Source organism: Halorussus aquaticus, from assembly GCF_024218795.1.
Taxonomy (GTDB): Archaea; Halobacteriota; Halobacteria; order Halobacteriales; family Haladaptataceae; genus Halorussus; species Halorussus aquaticus.
On the sequence record NZ_CP100400.1, the window covers coordinates 1,853,088 to 1,877,826 of the forward strand.

Annotated in this window: 27 protein-coding genes; 15 read left to right on the plus strand and 12 right to left on the minus strand. The window is 67.9% G+C overall.

Features of this window, described 5'->3' with window-relative positions; genetic code table 11:
* Positions 1 to 49 precede the first annotated feature (49 nt).
* Positions 50 to 2,062 (plus strand): PKD domain-containing protein, encoded by a 2,013-nt coding sequence (locus tag NGM06_RS09540; protein WP_254266736.1) that lies wholly within the window; start codon positions 50 to 52, stop codon positions 2,060 to 2,062.
* A gap of 4 nt (positions 2,063 to 2,066) precedes the next feature.
* Here NGM06_RS09540 and NGM06_RS09545 read toward each other — a convergent pair whose 3' ends face one another.
* The 5 genes from NGM06_RS09545 to NGM06_RS09565 form a co-directional block, all read right to left on the minus strand.
* Positions 2,067 to 2,909 carry an SDR family oxidoreductase gene (locus NGM06_RS09545; RefSeq protein ID WP_254266737.1) on the minus strand — a complete coding sequence of 281 codons (843 nt, stop codon included), beginning with the start codon at positions 2,907 to 2,909 and terminating at the stop codon, positions 2,067 to 2,069.
* 168 nt (positions 2,910 to 3,077) lie between these two features.
* Positions 3,078 to 3,896: an endonuclease V gene (locus tag NGM06_RS09550; RefSeq protein ID WP_254266738.1), complete on the minus strand. Its 819-nt coding sequence runs from the start codon at positions 3,894 to 3,896 to the stop codon at positions 3,078 to 3,080.
* A 24-nt stretch (positions 3,897 to 3,920) separates the two neighbouring features.
* On the minus strand, positions 3,921 to 4,847 hold the full coding sequence (locus NGM06_RS09555; protein ID WP_254266739.1) for a rhomboid family intramembrane serine protease: 927 nt from the start codon (positions 4,845 to 4,847) through the stop codon (positions 3,921 to 3,923).
* Positions 4,848 to 4,959: 112 nt separating this feature from the next.
* The gene (locus tag NGM06_RS09560) at positions 4,960 to 5,481 is read right to left on the minus strand and encodes a GNAT family N-acetyltransferase (RefSeq protein ID WP_254266740.1); all 522 of its coding nucleotides are present in this window, start codon (positions 5,479 to 5,481) and stop codon (positions 4,960 to 4,962) included.
* Between the two features lie 153 nt (positions 5,482 to 5,634).
* Positions 5,635 to 6,324 carry a class I SAM-dependent methyltransferase gene (locus NGM06_RS09565; RefSeq protein WP_254266741.1) on the minus strand — a complete coding sequence of 230 codons (690 nt, stop codon included), beginning with the start codon at positions 6,322 to 6,324 and terminating at the stop codon, positions 5,635 to 5,637.
* Positions 6,325 to 6,520: 196 nt separating this feature from the next.
* Between NGM06_RS09565 and NGM06_RS09570 the strand changes: the two genes are divergently transcribed.
* The 3 genes from NGM06_RS09570 to NGM06_RS09580 are packed head-to-tail and all read left to right on the plus strand — an operon-like array spanning position 6,521 to position 9,309.
* A complete protein-coding gene (locus tag NGM06_RS09570; RefSeq protein WP_254266742.1) occupies positions 6,521 to 6,958 on the plus strand; it encodes a DUF5788 family protein in 438 nt (145 codons plus the stop codon).
* A gap of 46 nt (positions 6,959 to 7,004) precedes the next feature.
* Positions 7,005 to 8,789, plus strand: coding sequence for a DNA polymerase/3'-5' exonuclease PolX (locus NGM06_RS09575; RefSeq protein WP_254266743.1), 1,785 nt, complete (start codon positions 7,005 to 7,007; stop codon positions 8,787 to 8,789).
* Between the two features lies 1 nt (position 8,790).
* A complete protein-coding gene (locus NGM06_RS09580) occupies positions 8,791 to 9,309 on the plus strand; it encodes a Mut7-C RNAse domain-containing protein (protein WP_254266744.1) in 519 nt (172 codons plus the stop codon).
* Here the strand turns inward: NGM06_RS09580 and NGM06_RS09585 are convergent.
* The 4 genes from NGM06_RS09585 to NGM06_RS09600 form a co-directional block, all read right to left on the minus strand.
* The gene (locus tag NGM06_RS09585) at positions 9,306 to 9,470 is read right to left on the minus strand and encodes a hypothetical protein (protein ID WP_254266745.1); all 165 of its coding nucleotides are present in this window, start codon (positions 9,468 to 9,470) and stop codon (positions 9,306 to 9,308) included. The two genes, NGM06_RS09580 and NGM06_RS09585, sit on opposite strands and share 4 nt — an antisense overlap.
* Positions 9,471 to 9,544: 74 nt before the next feature.
* Entirely contained in the window at positions 9,545 to 10,486 is a 942-nt protein-coding gene (locus tag NGM06_RS09590) for a cell division protein CdpA domain-containing protein (RefSeq protein WP_254266746.1), read from the minus strand.
* A gap of 189 nt (positions 10,487 to 10,675) precedes the next feature.
* Positions 10,676 to 11,167 carry an MGMT family protein gene (locus tag NGM06_RS09595; protein WP_254266747.1) on the minus strand — a complete coding sequence of 164 codons (492 nt, stop codon included), beginning with the start codon at positions 11,165 to 11,167 and terminating at the stop codon, positions 10,676 to 10,678.
* Positions 11,168 to 11,214: 47 nt separating this feature from the next.
* Positions 11,215 to 11,550, minus strand: coding sequence for a winged helix-turn-helix domain-containing protein (locus NGM06_RS09600; protein ID WP_254266748.1), 336 nt, complete (start codon positions 11,548 to 11,550; stop codon positions 11,215 to 11,217).
* A gap of 100 nt (positions 11,551 to 11,650) precedes the next feature.
* Here NGM06_RS09600 and NGM06_RS09605 point away from each other — a divergent pair, with 100 nt between their 5' ends.
* The 5 genes from NGM06_RS09605 (at position 11,651) to NGM06_RS09625 (ending at position 16,142) form a co-directional block, all read left to right on the plus strand.
* Positions 11,651 to 12,220 (plus strand): response regulator, encoded by a 570-nt coding sequence (locus tag NGM06_RS09605; protein ID WP_254266749.1) that lies wholly within the window; start codon positions 11,651 to 11,653, stop codon positions 12,218 to 12,220.
* Positions 12,221 to 12,344: 124 nt separating this feature from the next.
* The gene (gene trpC / locus NGM06_RS09610) at positions 12,345 to 13,160 is read left to right on the plus strand and encodes an indole-3-glycerol phosphate synthase (protein ID WP_254266750.1); all 816 of its coding nucleotides are present in this window, start codon (positions 12,345 to 12,347) and stop codon (positions 13,158 to 13,160) included.
* Positions 13,161 to 13,167: 7 nt separating this feature from the next.
* Positions 13,168 to 14,412: a tryptophan synthase subunit beta gene (gene trpB / locus NGM06_RS09615; RefSeq protein WP_254266751.1), complete on the plus strand. Its 1,245-nt coding sequence runs from the start codon at positions 13,168 to 13,170 to the stop codon at positions 14,410 to 14,412.
* A 53-nt stretch (positions 14,413 to 14,465) separates the two neighbouring features.
* Entirely contained in the window at positions 14,466 to 15,320 is an 855-nt protein-coding gene (gene trpA, locus NGM06_RS09620) for a tryptophan synthase subunit alpha (RefSeq protein WP_254270014.1), read from the plus strand.
* A gap of 27 nt (positions 15,321 to 15,347) precedes the next feature.
* Entirely contained in the window at positions 15,348 to 16,142 is a 795-nt protein-coding gene (locus tag NGM06_RS09625) for a 2-amino-3,7-dideoxy-D-threo-hept-6-ulosonate synthase (protein WP_254266752.1), read from the plus strand.
* A 72-nt stretch (positions 16,143 to 16,214) separates the two neighbouring features.
* Here NGM06_RS09625 and NGM06_RS09630 read toward each other — a convergent pair whose 3' ends face one another.
* Positions 16,215 to 16,574 (minus strand): hypothetical protein, encoded by a 360-nt coding sequence (locus NGM06_RS09630; RefSeq protein WP_254266753.1) that lies wholly within the window; start codon positions 16,572 to 16,574, stop codon positions 16,215 to 16,217.
* Between the two features lie 171 nt (positions 16,575 to 16,745).
* On the opposite strand from NGM06_RS09630, the gene mfnA reads away from it, so the two are divergent.
* Genes mfnA through NGM06_RS09645 form a run of 3 tightly spaced genes read left to right on the plus strand, consistent with a single transcriptional unit; the run spans position 16,746 to position 18,523 of the window.
* Positions 16,746 to 17,795, plus strand: coding sequence for a tyrosine decarboxylase MfnA (gene mfnA / locus NGM06_RS09635; RefSeq protein ID WP_254266754.1), 1,050 nt, complete (start codon positions 16,746 to 16,748; stop codon positions 17,793 to 17,795).
* Between the two features lie 53 nt (positions 17,796 to 17,848).
* Positions 17,849 to 18,226, plus strand: a complete 378-nt coding sequence (locus tag NGM06_RS09640) for a hypothetical protein (protein ID WP_254266755.1) — start codon at positions 17,849 to 17,851, stop codon at positions 18,224 to 18,226.
* Between the two features lie 39 nt (positions 18,227 to 18,265).
* Positions 18,266 to 18,523, plus strand: a complete 258-nt coding sequence (locus NGM06_RS09645; RefSeq protein WP_254266756.1) for a DUF3267 domain-containing protein — start codon at positions 18,266 to 18,268, stop codon at positions 18,521 to 18,523.
* A 39-nt stretch (positions 18,524 to 18,562) separates the two neighbouring features.
* Here the strand turns inward: NGM06_RS09645 and NGM06_RS09650 are convergent, their stop codons facing one another.
* A complete protein-coding gene (locus tag NGM06_RS09650) occupies positions 18,563 to 19,288 on the minus strand; it encodes an HVO_2922 family protein (protein ID WP_254266757.1) in 726 nt (241 codons plus the stop codon).
* 132 nt (positions 19,289 to 19,420) lie between these two features.
* On the opposite strand from NGM06_RS09650, the gene NGM06_RS09655 reads away from it, so the two are divergent.
* The 3 genes from NGM06_RS09655 (at position 19,421) to NGM06_RS09665 (ending at position 22,389) form a co-directional block, all read left to right on the plus strand.
* Positions 19,421 to 19,981 (plus strand): YqaA family protein, encoded by a 561-nt coding sequence (locus NGM06_RS09655; protein ID WP_254266758.1) that lies wholly within the window; start codon positions 19,421 to 19,423, stop codon positions 19,979 to 19,981.
* A gap of 120 nt (positions 19,982 to 20,101) precedes the next feature.
* Positions 20,102 to 21,121 carry a signal peptide peptidase SppA gene (gene sppA, locus NGM06_RS09660; protein ID WP_254266759.1) on the plus strand — a complete coding sequence of 340 codons (1,020 nt, stop codon included), beginning with the start codon at positions 20,102 to 20,104 and terminating at the stop codon, positions 21,119 to 21,121.
* A 68-nt stretch (positions 21,122 to 21,189) separates the two neighbouring features.
* Positions 21,190 to 22,389: a glycoside hydrolase 5 family protein gene (locus NGM06_RS09665; RefSeq protein ID WP_254266760.1), complete on the plus strand. Its 1,200-nt coding sequence runs from the start codon at positions 21,190 to 21,192 to the stop codon at positions 22,387 to 22,389.
* Positions 22,390 to 22,609: 220 nt separating this feature from the next.
* Here NGM06_RS09665 and NGM06_RS09670 read toward each other — a convergent pair whose 3' ends face one another.
* Complete coding sequence (locus tag NGM06_RS09670; RefSeq protein WP_254266761.1) at positions 22,610 to 24,535, minus strand: beta-CASP ribonuclease aCPSF1; 1,926 nt, start codon at positions 24,533 to 24,535, stop codon at positions 22,610 to 22,612.
* Positions 24,536 to 24,739 lie beyond the last annotated feature (204 nt).

Here is a 24,739-nt window from a genome sequence, read left to right on the forward strand (position 1 = left end):
ACGACGGGAATCTCTGACGTATCTTTGGGTATTGGTCTGTGTACTGTCGATGGGAGCGACTGCCGGGGTGACCACCGTCGGCGCGTCGGCCGCCGGGAACGCGCCGACGGCGTCGTTCAGTTACTCGCCGTCGGACCCGGTGCCCGACGAGACGGTGACGTTCGACGCCTCGTCGTCCACCGACGACGGGACCATCGACGAGTACGAGTGGGACCTCGACGGCGACGGCTACTACGAACACTACGGGGCGACGGTCACGCGAACGTTCGACTCGGCGGGCGAGTACGTGGTGACGCTCCGGGTTACCGACGACGACGGCAACACCGCCGAGACGACCCAGACAGTCTCGGTGACGAACGACGCGCCGACCGCCGCGTTCGACTACTCGCCGTCTGACCCGGTGCCCGACGAGTCGATTACCTTCGACGCCGCGTCGTCCTCGGACGCCGACGGGACCATCGAGGAGTACGAGTGGGACTTCGACGGCGACGGCTACTACGAGTACTACGGGTCCCAGAACTCCTTCACCTACGACACCGCTGGCAGTTACACCGTCACGCTCCGGGTCACCGACAACGGCGGCATGACCACCAAGGAGACGAAGACGGTCACCGTCGGGAACGAACCGCCGAACGTCTCGTTCAGTTACTCGCCGTCGAGTCCGAGTCCCGACGACTCCATCACCTTCGACGCCGGAGCGTCTTCGGATGCAGACGGGCAAATCACCGACTACGAGTGGGACTTCGACGGCGACGGCTACTACGAGTATTACGGGTCCCAGAACTCCTTCACGTACGACACCGCTGGCACCTACACGGTTACGCTCCGGGTCACCGACAACGGTGAAGCGACCAGCAAGAAGGTGCGGACGGTGACGGTGCAGAACGACGCACCGAACACCACGTTCAGTTACTCGCCGACGAAGCCGAGTCCCGACGACGCCATCACTTTCGACGCCGGAGCGTCTTCGGACGCAGACGGACAAATCACCGACTACGAGTGGGACTTCGACGGCGACGGCTACTACGAGTACTACGGGTCACAGAACTCCTTCACCTACGACACCGCCGGTACGTACACCGTCACGCTCCGGGTCACCGACAACGGCGAGCACACGGTCAAGCGGACCCGGACGATTCGGGTCGAGAACTCGGCCCCCGAGGCCTCGTTCACGTACTCGCCGTCGAACCCGAGTCCCGACAGGACCGTGACGTTCGACGCCGGGGCGTCCGCGGACGCCGACGGCCAGATTACCGACTACGAGTGGGACTTCGACGGCGACGGCTACTACGAGTATTACGGGTCCCAGAACACCTTCACGTTCGAGGACGAGGGCGCTCACACCGTCACGCTCCGGGTGACCGACAACGGCGAGCGCACGGTCAAACGGGTCCGGACGATTCCGGTCGGCGACGAGGCGATTACCACGACGACCACGGCGGAGTCGCCCTCGTCCATGGGTGTGACGGAGACGACCGAGACCGTCGAATCGACGGCGTCGTCGTCGAGCGACGGGACGAACGGCAAGTCGTTCGCGAGGGGCGAACTGTTTCAGGTCGCTCGCCTCTACGCTCCCCAAACGGTCATCGCACCCGGGAGTCCGGGCCGACTCGCGGGCGCGTTCACGACGGACGTGACCAACGACGAACCCACGAAGGTCCAGATTACCCTTCAGGTGCCCAGCGGCATCCGGATTCAGGGCGGAAGCGACGTGCAGAGCAGCGGCGGCGGTCTCCCGACCTCGACGTTCGTCATCGACCCCGGCGAGACCATGGACATCTCGGCGAAGGTGGTCGGGTCCGACCCCGGAACGTACACGCTCCGGGCCGCCATCACGTACTTCCCGGTCGGAAACAAGAGCGCCGCGCGTGAGTACGACGGACTGACGTTGAACTTCGAGGTGCGAAACGACTCGGCCAGCGAGGCGGCGGTCGAGGACGAACGGGACGCAGAGACGAACGCCGAGACCACTTCCGGTGGCGAGACGCCGGGATTCACGGTCGGCGCGTCGGTGGTCGCACTCCTCGCGGCCGCGATGCTCGCGCGCCGGGCGACCGAGTGAGCACTCAGTCCCCGAGCGGATTCTTCGCCACCAGCGAGAGCGCGAGTCTGTAGAACTTGTCGCGCAACTTCGCGGGGACGAACCGACCGAGCATCGCCACCTTCGCCACCTGTCCGACCGGGTAGCGCGCGGCGGGGTCGGTCAGGTTCGCGGCGTCCAGAATCGTCTCGGCCACCCTGCGGGGGGCCACCGCGCCCGGACCGCCGCCGCCGACGGCCTCGGTGTCGTCCAGAACCGAGTACAGGGTCTCGTAGGCGTCCGAGCGCTCTAACCCCTCGACTTCGTCGGAGGCGCGCTCCGCGAAGGCGGTGTCCACCGGGCCGGGTTCGACCAGCACCACGTCGATACCGTACTCCGACACCTCGGGTCGCAGCGCGTCGCTGATTCCCTCCATGGCGAACTTCGACCCGTTGTAGACGCCCATGCCGGGCGTGGCGAGTCGGCCAGAGACGCTGGAGACGTTGACGACGGTCCCGGTCCGGCGGTCGCGCATGTGGGGCAGAACCTCGCGAAGCAGGCGGTGAGGACCGAAGACGTTCACCTCGAACTGGCTCTCGACGCTCTCGGTCGTCACGTCTTCGACGGGACCGAGCTGGGCGTACCCCGCGTTGTTGACGAGGCAGTCGATGCGCCCCTCTTCGTCGACGATGCGCTCGACGACGCGCTCGGCGTCGTCCTCGTCGGTCACGTCGAGCGTGGCGACGTTGGCCCCAGCGTCGCCGAGCGACTGGATGTCGGCGGGGTTGCGGGCCGTCGCGTACACTTCCCACCCGTCTTCGAGGAAGCAGTGCGCCGTCTCGCGCCCGATGCCCGACGAACAACCGGTGATGAGGACAGTTTCGGTCACGCTCGCACTGTCGCGGTCCGGACAGATAAATTTCGTCGCTTCGGGGTGTCATCGGGCGTCGCACTACGGCTCCCCGAGGACGTGTAAGCGATAGCGAGTTTAGCGGCGGACCTGTTGGCCGCACCGCCCGGTCGTTCGCTCCGACGGACGACTCACCGAGCGCCGACCTCAGTCGCGGACTTCGGCCTTCACTTCGTCGGCGTAGTTGTCGGCCAGTCGGGTTGGTTCGGGCAGTTTGTAGCCCGCACAGAGGCGTTCCACGAGGTCGGTCGTGGTCTCGGCGCTCACGCGGTGGCCGGGACTGACGTAGAGGGGATTCACGTGGCGCGTCTCGGGATTGTCGTATTGCCGGGACTGGTAGGCGTAGCCGATGACCGTGCCCGACGGTGCGGTCACGCTGTCGTCGGCCTCGATGGCGACGCGAGCGCCCTGCGGCAGGTACTCGTCCAGCGACTCGCGGGGCCGACCGCAGAGCAGGTTCTTGGCGACGCCGACCGCGGGCACGTCGAGCGTGACGCCGACGTGCGTGGCGATTCCGGCCTGTCGGAAGTGGATGCGTCCGCTCCCGTCGAAGACCGCGAGGTCGGGGTCGACCGTCAACTTCTCGAACGCCGAGAGGATGGCCCCGCCCTCGCGGAACGAGAGGAGTCCGGGGACGTAGGGTATCTCGGTCGGTTCGACCGCGTGGACCTCCTCGATGACCTCGCTGCCGCGCGTGGCGACGATGGCGCTGACCGCGAGCGCGTCCTCGGAGAACGCGTCGACGAACGCTTGGTCAACGCCGACGACCACCGGGGGTTCGGCGTCGTCGGTCGCCGCGCCGAGCGCGGTCTGGCCGTCGTCGGTCGGGTCGGCCCGCACCGCCGCGGGGTCGAACGCGAAGTCGTCCTCGAAGCCCGCGACGTCGGCGATGTCGCGCTGGAGTCGCTCCATCTCCTCGCGGGAGAGCGTCGGGTCGGGGACGAACTCGGGATGAACTGGCGTCATGGAAGAACAGACGAGGCGGAGGGGTTAGAATCGTCCGCCCGGACCGCCGGGGCCGCCGGGACCGCCCGGTCCCCGGCCGCCGCCGACCTGCAACTGCTGGGGCGCGCGCTCGCCCTCTCGCTTGAGTTTGATGCCGTACAGCAGACCGATGCCGACGCCAGCGAGGTGGGCCAACTGGGCGACCCCGCCCGCACCGATGCCGCCAGCGGCGCTGACGAACACCGAGTAGCCGACGAACAGCGTGGTCGCCAGCCAGAGGGGCATCGGGAGGACGAAGTAGAGGTAGATGGTCAGGTTCGGGTTCAGAATCGTCAGCACGCCCAGCACCGCCGCGACCGCGCCGCTCGCGCCGAGGACGCCGGTCGCCGGGGCGGCGGGGTTCATCACCGCGTAGATGCCGACCTGCGCGAGTCCGGCTATCGCTCCCGCGACGAGGAACAGGACGGCGAACTTCTTGCTGCCGACCCGGCGCTCGACCACGGGGCCGAAGAAGTACAGCACCATGCTGTTGAAGACGATGTGGAGGAAGTTGGTCGGACTGTGGCTGAAGATGGACGTGAACCACGTCCAGACGTTGAAGAGGTGGTCGGACTGGAGGACGAACAGCGTCTGGTGGAGTTGGGGCGCGACCAGGAGGACTATCCACTGGAGCGCGAAGGTGATCCACATCAGCCCCAACAGGACGTAGGTCATGTTCCCGCGGAAGTACCCCAGTGGGCCGCCGGGTCCGGTGTTGACGCCGATTCTGTCCGTGATTCCGCCCGCCCGACCGCTGTCGTTCACGGTGTCGTCGAAACCACTGTCGAACACGCCGTCCGGGTCGTTCCACTCGTTCAGCCCCGGGCAGTCGTGACTCTCCGGGAGTCGGTGGGCCGAACAGAAGGTGCCGCCGCACCGCCGACACTCGTACGGCATGTTCTCGCTTTCGCCACACACGTCGCACTGCGCCATTGTCGGACTCTTGGGGGTCGGACCTGAAAGGGATTTGGGTCGTCGCCTTCCCCGCCGGAACGAGGTAGCCGGAAATCGGAAGTGTCTGAATTCAGGGGGTTCCGGATCGGCGTCAGTCGAGCGATCGTCGCATGAACCCCCACTCGTCGCCGACCGCTTCCGGGGCACCGCTCTGGTCGTACCGGGACGTGTACTCGAAGCCGAGGTCCTCGTACAGCGACCGCGCCGCGTCGAGGGACGGCCCGACACCGAGTCGAAGCGTCTCGAACCCGTCGCGCTCCGCACCGTCCAGCAGTTCCGCCATGAGTCGCTGGCCGATTCCCGTCCCCCGGTAGTCGGGGGTGACGTACAACCGCTTGACCTCGGCGGTGGTCTCGTCGAGTCGCTTCAACTGGACCGACCCGACGATTCGGTCGCCGTCGCGAGCCAGAAACAGGGGGTCGTCCACCGCGGCGCTCTCCAGTCGGTCGATGTCGTCCTCGACGGCCGCCTCGATGTCGATGCCCGTGAGTTCGTCGAAGTACGCCCGGGCCTCCCGGTCGGCGAACTCGTAGTAGTCCAGCAGTAGCCCCCGCAGCGCCGATTCGTGACCGTCCACCTCGGTCCGGACGACCGAAACGCCGTCGCTTCCCATGTGAGGACGAACCGACCGCGTCCGCTTAAAATTCGGGTCCGAAGCGGTCCGGCGCTCTTTGGCCCCGGTCTCTCTGCCGGTCGTTCCGACTCCCCGAGACCCTCGATACCTCCCCACGCTCGATATTCCGAGACTCTCGACGCCCCGAACCGCTTACTCCGACTTCTTGCCGCCGTACACCGCGAAGTTGTAGTACTGCCAGATGGACGTGACCGCCTCGAACCCCGAGTCCCGGAGCCAGACGAGTTGGTCGGTCAGCGAGGAGGGGTCGTCGTAGTCGTCGCTGGCCTCCCACTCCTCCATGAAGTCGTCCTCGCGCCACCCCTTCGAGCGCACCCAGTTCTCTATCATCTCGCCCGACAGCGTTTCGAGATGAGGCGCGTCGAAGCGAATCACGTCGCCGTTGAGGAACCACCCGCCGGGCACCAGCGACTCGTAGATGGCGTCGAAGAGGGTCTGTTTCCGGGTCTCGTCGAGGTGGTGGACTGCGAGCGACGAGACCACGAGGTCGTACTCGCCGGAGGCCGACGGGTAGTCGTCCGGGAAGGCCCCGCGTTCGAGGGTGGCCCTGTCGCCGAACGTCTCCAGTTTGCGCTCGGCCTCGTCGAGCATCTGGTCGCTGTGGTCCACCGCGAGGACGCTACTGTCGGGGAACCGCGTCAGGAGTTTCGTGGTGAGTTCGCCGGTCCCCGCGCCGAGTTCGAGGACGCGAATCGACTCGTCTCGGTCCTGCGGCGGGGCGTTGAGCAGCGCGTCGTGGAGTTCGTCGTACCGCGGGACGATGGCCTCGATGCCGGGGTCGTAGACGCTCGCGTTCGCAAACACTTCGCCGGGCTTCTTCATGGCCCCCCGTAATCAGCCCACGCATGTATGCTTTGAACCCAATCATAGCGCCGCCGGGCGATTATGCTCCGAGCGCATGTATCGGCAGTTCCCGCCCGTGTCTGCGACGCGCGGCCGCCAGACTCGGGTCGGTGCCCGTCCGGTCCGACCCTCCCTTCCCGGCGAATTTTTGACGCTGGACCACCGAGATGGAGGCGTGAAGGAGTACGAGCGGAAACAACTGCTGGAGCGCGTCGAGCGCGAGGGCGCGACGGTCGGGGCGGACATCCCCGAGACCATCGACGTGCAGGGCGAGTCGATAGACCTCCGGGAGTTCGTCTTCGAGATAAAGCGCCGGGACACCGTCCCCGCGGGCGAGCGCGACCGCGTTGACCGGGCGAAGAAGAACCTCCGGCGCGAGCGCCTCCAGCGCAAGCAACTGCTCGAAGAGGGCGACGTCACGCGAGCGGAGGGCGAGGAGTTGGTCAACGCCATCGTGGGCATCGACCGCGCGCTCAACGCCCTCCAGAACCTCGGCCCGACCGACCTCGAACGCGAGGAACAGGCCCAGGAGGCCGCCGACCGCAAGCGGTGGATGTCGTTCCTCAAGCAGGCGCTCGGCCGGGACGACGCGAGCAGTCGCGGCCGCCTCTGACCCCGACCGCAGACAGACTCACCCCGAACACGCGACGGATTCACTCATGACACGCAACGCCGAAATCGCCGACTTACTCGAAGAGTACGCCGACCTGCTGTCCGCGCAGGGCGTGGACTACAAGCCGAAGGTCTACGAGCGGGCGGCCGAGAGCATCCGCGACTCCCCGGAGGCCATCGAGGAGTTGGCCGCCGAGGGACCCGAGGCGGTCCAGCGGATTCAGGACGTGGGCGAGTCCATCTCGAAGAAGGTGGTGGAGGCGGTCGAGACGGGCACGTTCGAGCAGTTGGAGGACGAGCGCAAGCAGATGCCGGTCGAGATGGCCGAACTCACGAGCGTCGAGGGCGTCGGTCCCAAGACGGTGGGCGACCTCTACCGGGCGCTCGACGTGCGGGACTTAGACGACCTCGAACACGCCGCCCGCGAGGGACGGATTCGGGAGGTCTCCGGGTTCGGCGAGAAGACCGAACAGAACATCCTCGACGGTATCCAGTTCGCCCGCGAGTCGCAGGGCCGGTCGCTGCTCGGCGACGCCCGTCCCGTCGGCGAGGCCGCCTTGGAGTTCTTCGAGGCGATTCCGGAGGCGGGCCGGTGCGAACTCGCGGGGTCGCTCCGGCGGTGGAAACCGACCATCGGCGACATCGACGTGTTGGTCGGGAGCGACGACCGGCAGGCGGTCATCGACGCGTTCACCGAGTGGGAGGAGGCCGACGAGGTAATCGAGGCCGGGACCGACAAGGCCAGCGTGCGCTCGGACGGCCAGCGCGTGGACCTCCGGGTCGTCGTGCCCGAGGAGTTCGGGAGCGCCATCCAGTACTTCACCGGGAGCAAGGAGCACAACATCCGGTTGCGGAACTACGCCATCGACCGGGGCTTCAAAATCAACGAGTACGGCGCGTTCGACGTCTCCGAGCTCGGCTCGGACGGCTCGTCGGACTCGTCCGACGACGTCTCGGAAGTCGAAGACCCCGATTCGGGCCAGCGAGTCGGCGACCGCGTCGCGGGCGAGACCGAGGCGGGGATGTACGAAGCGGTCGGCCTGCCGTACATCGAACCCGAGATGCGCGAGGACCGCGGGGAGATAGCCGCCGCCGCGGACGGCGACCTGCCGGACCTCGTCGAGGAGGGCGAAATCCGGGGCGACCTCCACCTCCACACCGAGTGGTCCGACGGCGGGTTCAGCGTCGCGGAGATGGCCGAGGCCGCGGCCGAGTTCGGCCACGACTACATCAGCGTCGCCGACCACGCGACCGGACCGGGGATGGTCGGCGGCGTCGGACTGGACGACGAGGAGTTGCGCGAGCAGTTGGCCGAGATTCGGGCGATGGCCGACGACCTCCCCATCACCGTCTTCGCGGGCGTCGAGGCCAACATCGACAGGGACGGCGACATCAGCGTGAGCGACGACCTGCTGGCCGACCTCGACTGCGTGGTCGCCTCGCCCCACAGCGCGCTGGAAGGCGACGCCACCGACCGCATCGTCGCCGCCATCGAACACCCGAGCGTGGACATCGTCGGCCACCCGAGCGGGCGGATGATACACCAGCGCCCCGGCGTCGAGTTGGACATCGACGTGGTGGCCCGCGCCGCCGCCGACCACGGTACCGCCCTCGAAGTCAACAGCAGTCCCTACCGTCTCGACCTCTGGGGGAGCGCGGTCAAGCAGGCCGTCGAGGAGGGCGCGACCATCGCCATCGACACCGACGCCCACTCCCCGGCGGAGTACGAACACGTCCGGTACGGCGTCCACACCGCCCGGCGCGGGTGGGCGCAGGCCGACGATATCCTGAACACCCGCGACGCCGACGGCGTGCGGGAGTTCCTCGACTGAGATGCCGACCCGAACGCCCGCGGAGTCGGCGCTCCTGCTCGACGCGATGCTGGGGAAACTGGCGACGTACCTCCGGATGTGCGGGTACGACGCGGCGTACGCGCTGGACCGCGAGGCGCGAAGCGCCTCGGAACGGACGAGCGGGGAGGAGCGATGCGACGACCCGGGAGGCGTCGAGGCCGACGACGACCTGCTGGCTCTCGCGGAATCGGAAGGACGATTGCTCGTGACTCGGGACGCGGAGTTGGCCGAGCGCGCCGACGGACTGCTACTGACGACGAAACCGGTGACCGACCAACTCCGAGAACTCTCCGACGCGGGGTTCGAACTCGAACTCTCGGACCCGACGCGGTGCGCCGAGTGCAACGCGGAGTTGGTGGCCGTCACGCCGGGTGCACAGACGCCGGAGTACGCGCCCGACACCGACGAGTTCCGGGTCTGGCGGTGCCCCGAGTGCGACCAGTATTTCTGGATGGGGAGCCACTGGGCGTCGGTCGAAGAGACGCTCTCGGACCGCTAACTCTCGTTTCGGTCCCGCGTCGCCGGAACGCGGACCGTCCGGTCGGACCCGAACAGGGCGAAGAGCGCGAAGAGTGCGAACAGCGCGGGTTCGTTCGCCCAGACGCCGAAGACCCCCAGAACGCCTAGAACGCCGAGTCTGTTCACACGCATCTCGACCATGTGTGAGCATCAACAGTTCGACCGACAATTACCGTTTCCAGAACACGTTCGCCGCGGCGGTCCGCGTCCGCGCCTCAACTGTTCGGTTCCCACTCCTCGCAGGCGTCCATGTTGCTCATCGTCCGACCGTAGAAGCCGCAGTGGGGTTGCATCCCCTCGTTGGTCCGGACGTACTGGAAGTGCTGGCAGTTGCCGCAGTAGGCGTCGGTGGTCGGGTGAGGACGGTCGGGGGCTTCGCCGTCGTCCAGCGGCGACCTGATGTCGTCGTCCGCCGCGGTCCCGCCGTCGCTGGTCGCGCTTCCGCGGCCGGGCGCTCCTCGCTCCGGTTGGTTCGTCTGCGTCGGCGTCTCGCCGTCGGGCGTGTCGCCGAAGAAGCCGACGCCGCCCATCCCGGGCGAGACCGGTTCGGGGTCGTTGTCGGGGTCCCCGGCGGCCGAGTCGGCCAGTCCCGTCCGGAGCGCGCGCAGGTCGTCCAAGTCGTCGAACTCGTCCAGTTCGCCCTTCCGGACCTCGACGGTGCGGACCTCTCCCTCGTGGCTCACTTCGAGCGTGACGGTCCCGCCGGGGTCGTTTCGCGTCTTGAAGTTGACCACGGCGACGAACAGGCACCCGAACGTGACCAGCGCGCCGAAGAAGTAGACGGCGACCACCGGCAGGGTCAACTGTCGGCCGTACCCGGCCCAGTGCTTCGGGTAGGCGTGGGTGAACAGCGCGACGCCGAGCAACGAGACCCCCGCACCGATTGCGGCCGCGGCCCTGACGCGCTGGCTGGCGGGTAGGACGCTGAAGATACCAACGAACACCGCCGGAACGCCGAGTCCGGCGAGGACGCCCGCGACTTCCCGGGCACCGAGCGTGCCGAGACCGAACGCCGAGTGAACGTCCGTCGTGGAGAGCAGAATCGCGAACACGACGAGCGACACCCCGACGGCGAACAGACCGACCCCGAGATAGAGCAGTCGGACGTTCCCCACCTCGCCGACGTTCTCCTCGTAGGCCTCCGCGAGGCTTGTCATGGGCGGGTAATTGTGCGCGAACAAGTAAACGTTGCGTCAGACGCGCGTCGCATCCGGTCCCGTGTCCCGCCACCGGGGAGAAACTGAACTTTCCGAAGTCGTGGCGGACTCTGAACTCGGAAGTCGAAATGTTGAAAAACTAACTGATGCGTGGGGGTGACGCGAGAGGCAAAGCGCGAGCGACCGGGGTTACAGTCCCTCCAGCGACCGGAGTTTCTGTTCGACCGCGGGCGGCGCGGCGCTCGGGCCGTCGCGGACTCGGTGGTCCGGAATCAGCAGCGGCGCGGGGTTCCGGTCGAGCGCGGTCCGGACCGTGTTCAGGTCGTCCTCGTCGGTGTGGTCCACGCCGCTGGTCATCCGGGCCAGCGTCTCGACGTTTATCTGGTCTCCGTAGGGAATCTCTCGGACGCGTTCCAGCACGCGGCGCTGGTCGGTCGGCACCGTGAGCGCGACGGTCACGTCCGAGAAATCGTCCTCCTCGACGGCGTCGAGGTAGTCGAAGATGCGGTCGAGCAGGTCGTGGTCGGTCCGGGCCTGCTCGTCGGGCGTGTCCGGGAACGAGACGCTGAGGACGCGCCCGCTGGCGACTCCCAACTGGACGTATCGCTCCAGATACGACGAATCGCGCGCGAAGATGCCAGCGACGTCGCTCGGGTCCTCGGCCTCGACAGTGTCGTCCATACCCCGGGATTCGGCCGGTCCGGACTTGAAGATTCCGCGAGCGTCCGTCAGTCGAACCGCCACGTCTCGACCCGAGTCCGGTCGTCGTCTGCCGTCGAGACCCGGGCGGTCGCCGTGCCGTCGGCGACCTCGAAGACGACTCGCTCGATGCGGGACTCGTACACTCGGTAGTGGTTACCGTCGTCGTCGATGCGTGTACGCTCGGTCAGAAGTCCGCGCTCGACGAGTCGCGGCAGACGACGGTACAGCGTCGAGTCGGGGACGCCGAACGCCTCGCGTATCGACTTGGCGGACACCGGACGCGAACTCGCCGCGGACAGAATCGCGCAGGTGTACCCGTCCAACAGTTCCAAGACAGCCTCTGGGGTACCTTCTTCGGCCACGTCGGGACCTTATTTTCTGTCACTCAAATGTTGTAAGGTGATTCCCGGAGGCGGGAACAGCCGCCGGGGTTTATCATTCGTCGAGTTCGTGGTCGGAATTATGGGTGGGCGTGAATCCGGACCGACAGTTCTCCTCGTCGACGCCGACCCGACGCTCCGCGCGCTCTACGACGAGTGGTGTTCGGAGGTCGGGTCGGTGTCGGCCGTCGCCGACGCCGAGGCGGCGCTCGCGACGGTCGGCGAGGAGTTCGACGCGGTGTTGACCGAACGGCGACTGCCCGACGCCACCGGACGCGAGTTGGTCGCGCGTCTCGCCGACGGCGACCGCTTCACCGGATTCGTCACCAGTGCGACCCCGACCGTCGACCTCGCGGACGCGCCCGTGGACGTGTACCTCCGAAAACCCGTCTCCCGCGACCAGTTCCGCGCGACTATCGAACGGTTCGAGGCGCTCTCCTCGGCCGACCCGGCGGTCCGGACCTGCGCGGCGCTCGCGGAGCGATACCGGGTTCTCCGCGCCGTAACGTCGGCGGAGGAGCGCCGGTCGAACGAGGCGTTCGTCCGGTTCGTCGCGCGGTACGAGTCGCTCCGACGCCGACACGCGAGCGAGATGGCCGACCTCCCGTCGCCGACCGCCGACCTGAGGCCGATTTCGGGTCCGTCGGCGTGACGTCCTGTTCTCCGTGCGTGCCGAACTCCGAGAAGGTCTGATTCTGATTCGAGTTCCGAACTCCCCGACCGCGGTCCGGGTAGACGCAAGCCTTATGTACAATTCCGTCCGTTAATGCACAACGATGAACGATAGCGAGGAACTCGCGCCCGCGGTCGCTTCCATCCTCCGGTCCGCGGAGGCCCGCGGCGACCCGGAGGGCGGGCCGCTCTCGGTCGATGCTCGGTCGCTCCCCGCGGCCCTCTCTCGGGCGGAGACCGACGGGCGCGTCCCGGTCATCGCAGAGGTGAAGCCCACGAGTCCGACGACCGACGGGACCCGCGACGCCGACCCCGTGGAACTGGCCGAGCGCATGGTAGCGGGCGGCGCGGCCGCGCTCTCGGTGCTGTCCGAACCGGACCACTTCGGGGGGTCGCCCGAGAACCTGCGGCGAGTCCGCGAGGCAGTGGACGTGCCGGTCCTCCGGAAGGACTTCGTCGTGCGCGAGAGCCAACTCGACACCGTGGCGGCCGACGTGGTCCTGCTCATCGCCCGATTCGTCGGCGAGGACCTCGGTGACCTCGTGGCCGCCGCCGAGGAGCGCGGGTTCCAACCGCTCGTGGAGGTCCACGACGCCGCGGAGTTGGAGCGAGCGGTCGCGGCGGGCGCGGAGCTAATCGGCGTGAACAACCGGGACTTGGCGAAGTTGGAGGTGGACCTCGAAACCTTCGAGACGGTCGCGCCACAAGCGCCCGACGACGTGACCCTCGTCGCGGAGAGCGGTATCGGTTCGCCCGACGACGCCCGCCGGATGGTCGAGGCGGGGGCCGACGGCCTGCTCGTCGGGAGCGCGATAATGGACGGCGTTTCGGAGTCCCCCTCCGGCGGCCGAGGGGCCGAGTCTCTCGAAACAGTTACGGAGAACACGCGGCGGTTGACGCGAGCGCGAACGCAGAGGTGACACAGACATGAGTAGCGAATCTAAATTCGGCGACTACGGCGGCCAGTACGTCCCAGAGGCGCTGATGCCCGCCATCGAAGAGTTGACAGACGCGTACGAGCGATACGTTCTCGACAACGAGGACGGGTTCGTGGACGAGTTCCGCGAGCGCCTGCGGGAGTTCGGCGGACGACCCACGCCCCTCCAGCGCGCGGACCGACTCTCGGAGCGGTACGACCGGGAGGTCTACCTCAAGCGCGAGGACCTGCTCCACGGCGGCGCGCACAAGTTGAACAACGCGCTCGGGCAGGTCCTGCTGGCGAAGTACATGGGCAAGGAGCGCATCGTGGCCGAGACCGGCGCGGGCCAGCACGGCACCGCGACCGCCATGGCGTGCGCGCACCTCGGCATCGACTGCGAGATATACATGGGGCGGACCGACATCAACCGACAGCGTCCCAACGTCTTCCGGATGCGCATCCACGACGCCGAGGTGAACCCGGTGGACATCGGGTCGGGGACGCTCAAGGAGGCCATCAACGAGACGATGCGCGACTGGGCGACCAACGTCGAGGACACCCACTACGTCATCGGGTCGGTCGTGGGACCACATCCGTTCCCCAAGATGGTGCGGGACTTCCAGTCGGTCATCAGCGAAGAGGCCCGCGAGCAGGTCCGGGACCACGCGGGCCGTCTCCCCGACAGCGTGGTCGCCTGCGCGGGCGGCGGGTCGAACACGATGGGCGCGTTCCACGAGTTCGTCGGCGACGAGGACGTGGACCTCTACGCCGTCGAGGCTGGCGGGTCCTCGCTGACCATCGATGAGGAGGAGGGTCTCGCGCCCCACTCGGCGTCGCTCTCGACGGGCGACGAGGGCGTCCTCCACGGCGCGCGCACCAAACTCCTCCAGAATCCGGACGGGCAGATTCTGGAATCCCACAGCGTGAGCGCGGGGCTGGACTACTCCGGCGTCGGTCCGGAGTTGGCCTACCTCGCCGACGAGGGCCGGGTGACGCCGGTCAACGTCGGCGACGACGCCGCGCTCGAAGCGTTCCACCGACTCTCGAGGATGGAGGGCATCATCCCGGCGCTGGAGTCGAGTCACGCGCTGGCGTATCTGGAGGCGGCGGCGCTCGGCGACGCCCCGGACGACCTCGGGGACCTCGTCGTCGTCAACGTCTCGGGTCGGGGCGACAAGGACCTCGACACGGTCATCGAGGAGAGCGAGCGCCGCGACATCGACGCGGCCCCGACGATGGAGGTGTTCCGATGAGCGAAGACGAATCGGAGCTCGAAGCGACCGAGGAGTCGCTTCGGTGTTCGAGAATGGCCAGTGAGACCGAAGTGTCCGACGAGAGCGACGTCGAGGCCGCCTTCGCCGACGACCCGGCGCTGGTCTCGTACGTCGTGGCGGGCGACCCCGACGCAGAGAGTACCAAGGAGTACGTCCGGGCGCTCGTCCGCGGCGGGGCCGACGTGATCGAACTCGGTCTGCCGTTCTCCGAACCCATCGCGGAGGGACCGACCATCCAGCAGGCCATCCGCCGGGCGCTCGACGGGGGGATGACTCCCGACCGCTACTTCGACCTCGTGGCGGCGTTGCGCGAGGACGTGGACGTCCCGCTGGTCTGCATGACCTACTACAATCTCATCTATCAGTACGGCTCCCGGAAGGGACGTGACGGAGTGGAACCCTTCGTGGAGGCCGCCGCCGAGGCGGGCATCTCGGGACTCGTCGTTCCGGACCTGCCGGTGGACGAGAGCGACCCGCTGAAGGAGGCCTGCGAGGCGCACGGTCTCGACCTCGTGTTCATCGTCGCGCCGACCACCACCGACGAGCGACTCCGCCGGATGCTTGACCGCGCGTCCGGGTTCGTCTACGTGCAGGGGCGACTGGGAACGACGGGCGCGCGGTCGGACGTGAGCAGCGAGACCCACGGCAGTCTCGACCGACTCGACGATACCGACCTGCCGAAGGCGGTCGGCTTCGGCATCAGCGAGCGCGAACACGCCCGGGAAATCGTCGCGGGCGGCGCGGACGGCGTCGTCGTCGGGAGCGCGTTCGTGGACATCGTTGCGGAAGGGGAGTCGGTCGCCGACCGACTCGAAGCCAAGGCCCGCGAACTCAAGGAGGGCGCGGTGGAAGGCGGCGAGAAAGTACCGGAACCAGAACGAACTTAACCACCACTTGCCACAGTTTCACATACTATGACCGCCGGAATCCGAGCACGACTCGACCGAATCGGCACAGACGGGAAGTACGTAATGGTCCCGATGGACCACGGCATCACGCTCGGGGCCGTAGACGGCCTCGTGGACATCGAATCGACCATCGACGCGGTGACTCGCGGCGGCGCGGACTCCGTCCTCACGCAGAAGGGCATCGCGCCCCGCGTCCACCCGAACAAGAACGGCGCGGGCTACCTCGTCCACCTCAACGCCTCGACCACCATCGGTCCCGACAGCAACGACAAGCGGATGACCGGGACGGTCAAGGAGGCGGTCCGCGCGGGCGCGGACGCCGTCTCGTTCCACATCAACGTCGGGAGCAAGTACGAGCGCGAACAGGTGGAGGAACTCGCCGAGGTCACCGACGACGCCGACGACTACGGGATGCCCGTGCTGGCGATGGCGTACGCCCGCGGTCCGGGCGTGGACGAACACGACGCCGAGAGCCTCGGCCACGCGGTCCGACTCGCCGAGGAGGTCGGCGCGGACCTCGTGAAGACCGCCTACAGCGGCGACGCCGAGAGCTTCGAGCGCGTCGTGGAATCGACCGCCAAGCCGGTCATCATCGCGGGCGGCGAACCCGAGGGCGACCGCGCGACCCTCGACGCCGTCCGCGGCGCGATGGACGCGGGCGCGGCGGGCGTCTCGATGGGTCGGTCCATCTTCCAGCACGACGACCCCGAGGCCATCGCGCGGGCGGTCGCCGCGGTCGTCCACGACGGACGCTCCGCCGAGGAGGCGCTCCGCGAGGCCGAACTTACCGTCGAAGCCTGACCTCACTTCTTCACTCTCTCTTCCTCACCGTCGTCGCGACGATTTCGTCTCTCTGCCGCCGCGAGGACTCGACTACGTTCCGCCGGGGTAGCGCTCGTCCTCCATCGGTTCCGCCCCTTCGGGGACGCGGTCGTCGAACTCGAACGCCTCGGCGAACCGACCGCGGAGCGCCAGCAACTTCTCGCGGTCGCGGCCGCTCGTCAGCGGTTCGCGCTCCTCCAGCGCCGAGAGGACGACGTGGGCGTCGGCCCGCGTGAGTTCGACCTCGGCGGCCTCGCCGTCGCCGAGGTCGCGGTCGAACCGCGATTCGAGGTCGTCGAGTTCGGTCTCGGTGGCGTCGGTCGCGTCCGATTCGTGCTGTTCGAGCGCCTCCAGCACGGTGCCGGTCTCGCTGGCGGTGAGTGCTATCTCCCGTGACGAAGACTCCTCCATGGTTCGAATTGTCGCACGGTAGCGGTCGGCATAGGGGTACTGGCCCGACCCCGCCGGAGTCGGTCGCGGCGCGCTTCCCGACTCCAAAGCCCCGCGGCGCGACTCGCTCGACGCGTCTCGCGGGCGGTCGAGAACAGAACGGATAAACGCTCCCGACAAAATTTACCGAACATGCAGCGAGCGCCCCAGGACTTCGGGCGGGTCCTCTCGTCGATGTGTACCGAACCCCACCCCGACGCCCGCGAGGCCGCCGCCAGATACCTCGCGGACAACCCCGGCGACCCCACGACCTACCCCGCAGTCGCCGAGTTGGAGCGCGAGGCGGTCGAGACGCTCGGCGAGATGACTGGTCTGGCCGACCCGCACGGCTACGTCGCCAGCGGCGGGACCGAGGCCAACCTGCAGGCCGTGCGCGCGGCCCGGAACCTCGCCGACTCGCCCGACCCGAACGTCGTCGCGCCCGAGAGCGCCCACTTCAGTTTCCAGAAGGCGGCCGACGTGCTCGACGTGGAGTTGCGCCTCGCCGCGACCGACGACGACCGGCGCGCAGACCTCGCGGACGTCCGGCGACTCGCCGACGAAGACACCGCGCTCGTGGTGGGCGTCGCTGGGACGACCGAGTACGGTCGAGTGGACCCGATTCCGGCGCTCGCGGACGCGGCCGCCGACGCGGACGCGCTCCTCCACGTGGACGCGGCGTGGGGCGGGTTCGTCCTCCCGTTCACCGACTGGGCGTGGAACTTCGAGGACGCGCCGGTCGATACGATGGCCATCGACCCGCACAAGATGGGCCGCGCGCCGGTGCCCGCCGGGGGCTTCCTCGCGCGCGACGAGGCGATTCTGGACGCGCTCGCGGTCGATACGCCGTACCTCGAATCCACCTCGCAGGCCACCCTGACGGGGACCCGGAGCGGCGCGGGCGTGGCGGGCGCGCACGCCGCCATGGAAGCGCTGTGGCCCGAGGGCTACCGCGAGAACTACGAGCGCGGGCAGGCGAACGCCGAGTGGGTGGCCGACGCCCTCGAATCGCGGGGCTACTCGGTCGTGGACCCGGTCCTGCCGCTGGTCGCCGCCGAAATCCCGCGCGAGGAGATAGAGACCCTCCGGTCGGAGGGGTGGCGGGTCTCGCCCACCGCGTCCGGAGAGCTACGGGTGGTCTGCATGCCCCACGTCACCCGCGAGATGCTCGAATCGTTCGTGGCCGACCTCGACGCGCTCTGACGGGGCGGTTCGCGGACAAACTGTTTTCCGTCCGTCCGCCGTCTGTCGGGGCGATGACGAATCGTCCCTCCGCCCGGTCCGCCGCCGACGCGCCGCCCGCCTCGCCGACGCCCGGTCCGCCCGAGTCGCCCGACGGCTACGGCGACCCGACCGAGTTCTCCTATCCCGGCCTGTGGCTGTCGTTGGGGTCGCTGGTGCTGTTCGTCCTCGCGGTCACCGGATTCGGCAGACTGATGCACGCGCTCCGCGGCGGGACGCCCGTCGAGTTCACCGTGGGACCGGTCGGAATCGGGGTCGTCGCCGCGCTGTCGGTCGCGACCATCGTCGTCCACGAACTGGTCCGCGGAGCGGTCTATCACCTGCTGGGCTATCGAGTGAAGTACGGACTCGCGCTCAACGTGGGCGCGGCGTACGCCGCCGCATCCTCGTGAGCGCTGGCGAACGAGGGCTCGCGGGAACTCGTTCCCGCGGTGTTCGGCCAGTTCCAGACACGCCGGGACAACGTCGCGGTCGCGCTCGCGCCGCTCGCGGTGTTCACCGTCGTCCTGACGCCGCTGCTCGCCGGGCCGCTCCCGGTCGCGCTCGCGGCGTTCCTCGTCCTCGCGGTGAACACCTCGGGCGCAATCGGGGACCTCTACCTCTCGTGGCGACTCTTCCGGATGCCGGAGGGCGCCCTGCTGTACGACGTGGATATTCGACACTCCTACGTGTTCTCCCCCGAGTCGTGACACCGACTCCGCGGTCGGCGGGTCGAAGCCCCTCGACGCTCAGGACTCGGCGGATTCGGCGTCGCCGCCCGACCCGGAGTCGGCGTCGCTCCCCGGTTCGCTCTCGGTCCCCGAGTCCGGCCCGCTCTCGGCGTCGGCCCCCGACCGCACGTCGCGTTCGGTCTCGCCGCCGACCGCCTCGACCGGCGCGCCGAGCGCGTTGCGCTTGACGCTCCGCAGGCCCTTCTCGGCGCTCCGCTTCGAGGAGTAGCCCTGTCCGGAGTCGGCGACGACGTTCCCGTTGTCGTGGACGAGTCGCCAGCGCCACTTCCCGTCCTTGCCCTCGTACACCTCGAAGGTGGCCTGCGCTGGCGGGGCGAGCGCCTCTACCGTCGACCCGTCGAGTTGGGTCATCTCGACCCGACCGCCCGACCGCTTGCTGGTGATTCGCTTCGCGGCGTCCCGGCCGCGACGGACCAGCGCGGGCGCGACCGTCTCGGCGGCGTCCACCGCGTCCGCGGCGTTCGAGACCAGCGAGTTGGAGAACTCACGGGCCAGCACGCGCTCGCCGTCCCGATACAGCGAAATCGAGAGGCCCTGCCACTCGACGCCGGAGACCTCGGTCTCTTCGGGTAGCGATACCGCCGTACCGTCGTCGGTCCATAGTTCGTCCCGTCGGTAGTCGAGGCGGACGGTCGCGGCCGCGAGGTCACCGTCGTCGCTCCGGTAGGAGAGTTCCGCGCGGAGTCGCGGGTGCGCGACCAGCGTGTAGTCGTGGTCGAACATGCAACCGAGTAACGTCCGGATAGGGATGAGTCTGTTCGCCGCCCCGGACGCCGTTCCGAGACGCGCCCTGTCACCGAACTCACCTGTGCCGAGACAAAAAGCTCATAACCGTGCTTCGGCCTCTATCCGACTGTGTTCGGTTTCCCCACCCTCGCGTTGCTCGACGGCCTCGCCCTCGGGTCGTTCGAATGGCTGGAACACGCCGTCGAGACGACGACCGGGTGGGTCGGTCTCGCCATCATCTTCGCCTACTCGTTTCTCATCGCCTTCGCGCTCCCCGGCGTGAGCGAAGTCGTGTTGGCCGCGCCGCTCGATCTCGGTCTCACGCAGGCCGAGCGCCTCACGCTCATCATCCTCGTCAGCGCGGTCGGCAAGGCCGCAGGGAGCGTCTTCGCGTTCCACATCGGACAGGAGGCCAAGGAGTCGGGACCCGTCATCAGGTTCCTCCGACGCTCGCGCTTCGACGTGGTCGAGTGGTCCGAGAACAAGACGCTCCAACTCGCCCGGAAGTGGGGGTACGTCGGGATGGCACTGGCGCTGTCGGTTCCGTTCTTCCCCGACACGCTCTCCATCTACGCGTTCGCGGTCCTCGAAGAGGACTACGTCAAGTTCGCGCTGGCGACGTTCGCCGGGAGCGTCGGGCGACTCCTCGTGACCATCTTCCTCGTCGGATCCACGGTCGCGTTCCTCTGAGCCGTTTCGACCGCGGCGCTCCGAGTCGTCCCCGGTAGCGAGCAGAACTGTCGCCGAGCGAAGCCTTAACGGCGCGCGCGGCCCCACTCGGTGATATGCAGTTTATCGAGGTGAGCGACCGTGGCCGATAGCTCGCGGGTCCTCCAGACGCTCGTCGTGGTACTCGGCGTGGCCGCGGCGGTCGTACTCGGCTGGTTCCTGTTCGTGGACGTTCCCGACGGCAACCTCGCGCGACTCGTCGGCGTCGTGCTGGTGGTCGTCGCTGGCGCGCTCGGAGCGCGGGCGGCCGGGCGCGTTGCCTCGGGGCTGATCAGCGACTACGACGTTGCGGAGGTGGCCGTCGAAGGTCCCATCACCCGCGACGGCGGCGGAAGCACGATTCCACCCCGGCCCGGCGGGACGCCCGCTGGCGACGTCGTCGAGCAGATAGAGCGCGCCGACGAGGACGGCGACGCCGAGGCGCTCCTCCTGCGACTCAACACGCCCGGCGGCGAGGTGGTGCCGAGCGACGACATCCGACTCGCGGCCGAGCGATTCGACGGGCCGACGGTCGCCTACGCGACGGACGTCTGCGCCAGCGGCGGCTACTGGATAGCCAGCGGGTGCGACGACATCTACGCCCGCGAGGGGAGCATCGTCGGTTCCATCGGCGTCATCGGGTCGCGAGTCAACGCCAAGGGGATGGCCGACAAACTCGGACTGGAGTACGAGCGCCTCGCGGCGGGCGAGTACAAGGACGCTGGTCAGTCGCTCAAGGAGATGACCGAGGACGAGCGCGAGTACCTGCAGGGCATCATCGACGGCTACTACGAGGAGTTCGTCGAGCGCGTGACCGACGGTCGGGAGTTGAGCGACGAGCAGGTCCGGGACACCGAGGCCAGAGTCTACCTCGGCGAGGACGCCAAGTCCATCGGACTGGTGGACGAACTCGCCACCAAGCGACAGGTCGAGGAGCGCCTCGCCGCGGACCTCGGCGTCGAGGACGTGACCGTCGAGGAGTTCGAACCCGAACGCGGCGTGATGGAACGACTCCGCGGCGGCTCTCGGGCCGTCGCCTACGCCTTTGGCGCGGGCGTCGCGAGCGCCGTCGCGGGCGACGACGCCACCGCCGCGGACGGCTTCGATTTCGAACTCCGGTAGCCTACCGGTCCGGAGACACTCCCGAGACAGGCAACAACAATTATTGATACGTCTGTGGTGGCAGGTGTATGGGGGACCGTTGTTCGCGGCGCGCGTTCCTGACCTCTAGCGCCGCAGCGACTCTCGTCGGGTTCGGTGGCTGTAGCTCCTTGACCGGCAGTCGGACGACGAATCGGTCGGACGGAACGAACCGCGGCGACGCGACGGCGAACTCGCCCGCGGAGACGGCGTCGAGCATCGACCAGACCGAGCTGGAACCGCTGGACGTGCGCGGCGCGATTTACATCCCCGCGAGGGCGTTCAACTTCTACCAGCAGTGGGCCGACTACGACCCGGACGTCATCGAGCGCGACCTCGGGTACGCCAGCAGGGTGAACCTCAACGCGATTCGGACGTGGACGAGTCTGGAGGCGTGGCGCGAGGAGCCAGAGACCCTCCGGAAGAACGTCGAGCACTTCCTCTCGACCGCCGACGAGAACGGCCAGCAGGTGTTGCTCGGCCTGTTCGACTTCGCCGGGAAGGAACCGACGAAGCAGCGCCTCCACGACACCGACCCCCGGAGCGCGACCGGCGTGCGCGAACCGTCGTCCGAGATTATGCGGACCGAGCAGCGGTGGGACGAACCGCGGGAGTACGTCCGGTGGTTCGTGGACCACTTCGGGGACGACGACCGCCTGCTGGCCATCGAGATAATGAACGAACCCGGTTGGCGGTCGTACGTCCAGCAGTTCGCCCACGGGATGTACGAGACCGCCGACGAACTCCAAGGCGACGTGGCGCTCACCGTCGGGTCCACGAGCATGGCCAACAACTCGACGTACGCCGACTGGGGCGTGGACGCGTTCCAGTTCCACTACAACTTCGCCGAGAGTCCCGCCGTCTACGAGGACATGCTCCGGTCGAACAGGGACGTCGCCGACGACCTAGACGTCCCGGTGTGGCTCTCGGAGTGGCAGCGCGTCCGCCACGCGACGGGGTTCGCCTCCGAACCGCCGGAGGACCAGAAGTCCTCCAACTACTCGTCGCTCGCGCCGCTGATTCACGAGGCCGGGTTCGGTAACTTCTTCTGGTCGCTGATGGTCAAGCCCGCGTTCGTTCCGGCACAGCGGAAACACGGCGTCCTGAACGGACTGTTCCACGAGGACGGGGCCGTCTGGAGTCTGGACGACGCTCGCTCGATAAAGGCCATGTCGGGCGACCCCTCGTTCGACGGGGCCCAACGCCAGAAGTGGCCCGAGTGGGCTTCGTCGGTCGAGGACGGGACGTAGCGGGCCGACCTCGAACGCGATTTACTCGCTCGAACGAACTCACTCACGGTGTCACGTCGGTCGGCGATGGCTCGGACCTCCGACCGGGCGAGTCCCGGACTGCAGCGCCACTGCGGAACCGCGGAGAAGCAGGCTCCCGCCGTCAGCGACGTGGGTTCGCCCGGGGCGAGTACCGGACAGAGGCGCTGGCGCCGGGCGTCTACTGAACTGGAACGGCTCTCTACTTGAACCGGAACGTCTCGAGGTTCTTCGGCGCGAACGTCCGCATGTTGAACTCGTGGTAGAGCGACGACGAGAGGTCTTGGACGCTCGACTCGTCGCCGTGGACGCACAGCACCTTCTCGGGTCGCGGGTTCATCGTCTTCACGAAGTTCATCAGGCCCTGTCGGTCGGCGTGGCCGGAGAAGCCGTCCACGGTCTCGACGTCGAGTTTCAGCGACAGTTTCCCGTTGCGGCCGCGGCCGCCGCCGCGGTTCATCGGAATCTCGTCCCAGCCGTTCTGGATGCGTCGGCCGAGGGTCCCCTGCGCCTGATAGCCGACGAACACCATGCGGCTGTCCGGGTCGGGGCCGATGTGTTCGAGCCACGACATGATGGGGCCGCCGGTGACCATGCCGGACGTCGAGAGGATGATGCACTGGTCGCCGTCGGCCACGTCGCGGCGCTCCTCCTCGCCGCCGTCGATGTGGTTGAACTGGTCGGCGAGGAAGGGGTTCTCGTCCTCGTGGAAGATGCGGTCCCGGAGGTCGTCGCGGAGGTACTCGGGGTAGGTGGTGTGGATGGCGGTCGCCTCCCAGATCATGCCGTCGAGGTGGACCGGCATCTCGGGGATGTCGCCGCTCCGCATCGCCTCTTCGAGGACGAGCATCATCTCCTGAGACCGACCGACTGCGAACGCGGGGATGAGCACCTTCCCGCCCTCCTCGTAGGTCTCGTTGATGACCTCCTTGAGTCGCTGCTCGGAGTCCTCCTGGTCGGTCTGGTAGTCGTTGCGGCCCCCGTAGGTCGATTCGAGGATGAGGGTCTCGACCCGCGGGAAGTCGTTGACCGCGCCGTTGAACAGTCGGGTGTCGTCGTAGTGGATGTCGCCCGAGAACGCGACGTTGTAGAGGCCGTCGCCGATGTGGAAGTGCGACACCGCGGAGCCGAGGATGTGGCCCGCGTTGTGGAGGGTCAGTTTCACGTCGGGCGCGATGTCGGTTACGTCGCCGTACTCCAGCGGGATGGTGTGCTTGATGGCCTCCCGGACCATCTCGGACTCGTAGGGCGGCGCGCGGCCTTCCTTGGCCGCCACGTCGAGGTAGTCCAACTGGAGCAGGCCCATCAGGTCGCGGGTCGGTTCGGTGGTGTAGATGGGGCCGTCGTAGCCGTACTTGAACAGGAGCGGGATGAGCGCCGAGTGGTCGAGGTGGGCGTGCGTGAGGACGACGGCGTCGATGGTGCTCGCGCCCGCGCCCAGCGCCTCCTCGACTTGGAGGTACGGCACTTCGCCTTCGGCACCCGGCTTGTCGCCGCAGTCGACGAGGATGCGGGTCTCGGGCGTCGAGAGGATGAACGAGGCGCGACCGACCTCCCGACAGCACCCGAGCGTCGTCACCCGGACGTACTCGTCGTCGGACATCTCCTCGCGGTGAATCTGGCGACCCACCTTTTCGAGGATGTCGCGGCGGTCGTCGCGCTCCTGTTTCAGGAAGTTCCGGACGTTCGAGACGGTGGAGGATTCGATGGGGGGCGTGCGGACGACTTCGGGCGTCCAGCCGACCTCCTGAGTTATCTCTCGGAGGGTCGACCCGTGCTTGCCGATGACCATGCCGGGTTTCTCTGCCTCGATGACGACCTCGCCGGTGTCGGCGTGGAAGTCGAGGTCGGTCACACCGGCCTCTTCCGGGATGACGTCGAGCACTTGGTCCCGGGCGTCTTTGGGTCGGGACAGCACGTCGGGGTCGGGTCGGACCGTGATGCGTTTGCGGAGTTGGCTGGCCAACTGCCGGATGAGGTCGCCGTTCCGGGCGAACTTCTTGGGGTCGCGCGTGTACACGACCAGTTCCGGGCCTTCGTACTTCACGTCCGACACCGAGATGTCGCTCGGTAACTCGCTCGTAATCTCTGCTCGCAGGTCCTCGAGTTGCTGGTCTACTTTACTCATAGTGAAAAAGTCGTTCCGTCTGTCCGTGCTGTCCTCTGGGCCGTGCAGTCACTCTTGACAGGTCCGTGCCGCCGCGAACTCCCTGCTCGCGGACGAACGTCGGACCGGTCGGACTGCCATCAGGACTACGACGTAGAGTACAGCACAGCATAGATTTCGCTTCTCCGCGGGGTGTTGAAACTCGCGTGTCGGCGAGTCGCCCTC

Bases quoted from the DNA above. Each gene is read 5' to 3' on its own strand.
- NGM06_RS09630 (WP_254266753.1), bottom strand. From the start codon at position 16,574: ATGGAGGAGTCTTCGTCACGGGAGATAGCACTCACCGCCAGCGAGACC.
- trpC (WP_254266750.1), top strand. From the start codon at position 12,345: ATGAACGATAGCGAGGAACTCGCGCCCGCGGTCGCTTCCATCCTCCGG.
- NGM06_RS09650 (WP_254266757.1), bottom strand. From the start codon at position 19,288: ATGTTCGACCACGACTACACGCTGGTCGCGCACCCGCGACTCCGCGCG.
- NGM06_RS09595 (WP_254266747.1), bottom strand. From the start codon at position 11,167: ATGGACGACACTGTCGAGGCCGAGGACCCGAGCGACGTCGCTGGCATC.
- NGM06_RS09625 (WP_254266752.1), top strand. From the start codon at position 15,348: ATGACCGCCGGAATCCGAGCACGACTCGACCGAATCGGCACAGACGGG.
- NGM06_RS09540 (WP_254266736.1), top strand. From the start codon at position 50: ATGGGAGCGACTGCCGGGGTGACCACCGTCGGCGCGTCGGCCGCCGGG.
- NGM06_RS09575 (WP_254266743.1), top strand. From the start codon at position 7,005: ATGACACGCAACGCCGAAATCGCCGACTTACTCGAAGAGTACGCCGAC.
- NGM06_RS09605 (WP_254266749.1), top strand. From the start codon at position 11,651: ATGGGTGGGCGTGAATCCGGACCGACAGTTCTCCTCGTCGACGCCGAC.
- NGM06_RS09640 (WP_254266755.1), top strand. From the start codon at position 17,849: ATGACGAATCGTCCCTCCGCCCGGTCCGCCGCCGACGCGCCGCCCGCC.
- NGM06_RS09580 (WP_254266744.1), top strand. From the start codon at position 8,791: ATGCCGACCCGAACGCCCGCGGAGTCGGCGCTCCTGCTCGACGCGATG.
- NGM06_RS09585 (WP_254266745.1), bottom strand. From the start codon at position 9,470: ATGGTCGAGATGCGTGTGAACAGACTCGGCGTTCTAGGCGTTCTGGGG.
- NGM06_RS09670 (WP_254266761.1), bottom strand. From the start codon at position 24,535: ATGAGTAAAGTAGACCAGCAACTCGAGGACCTGCGAGCAGAGATTACG.
- NGM06_RS09550 (WP_254266738.1), bottom strand. From the start codon at position 3,896: ATGACGCCAGTTCATCCCGAGTTCGTCCCCGACCCGACGCTCTCCCGC.
- NGM06_RS09555 (WP_254266739.1), bottom strand. From the start codon at position 4,847: ATGGCGCAGTGCGACGTGTGTGGCGAAAGCGAGAACATGCCGTACGAG.
- NGM06_RS09590 (WP_254266746.1), bottom strand. From the start codon at position 10,486: ATGACAAGCCTCGCGGAGGCCTACGAGGAGAACGTCGGCGAGGTGGGG.
- NGM06_RS09565 (WP_254266741.1), bottom strand. From the start codon at position 6,324: ATGAAGAAGCCCGGCGAAGTGTTTGCGAACGCGAGCGTCTACGACCCC.
- NGM06_RS09560 (WP_254266740.1), bottom strand. From the start codon at position 5,481: ATGGGAAGCGACGGCGTTTCGGTCGTCCGGACCGAGGTGGACGGTCAC.
- NGM06_RS09665 (WP_254266760.1), top strand. From the start codon at position 21,190: ATGGGGGACCGTTGTTCGCGGCGCGCGTTCCTGACCTCTAGCGCCGCA.
- trpA (WP_254270014.1), top strand. From the start codon at position 14,466: ATGGCCAGTGAGACCGAAGTGTCCGACGAGAGCGACGTCGAGGCCGCC.
- mfnA (WP_254266754.1), top strand. From the start codon at position 16,746: ATGCAGCGAGCGCCCCAGGACTTCGGGCGGGTCCTCTCGTCGATGTGT.
- trpB (WP_254266751.1), top strand. From the start codon at position 13,168: ATGAGTAGCGAATCTAAATTCGGCGACTACGGCGGCCAGTACGTCCCA.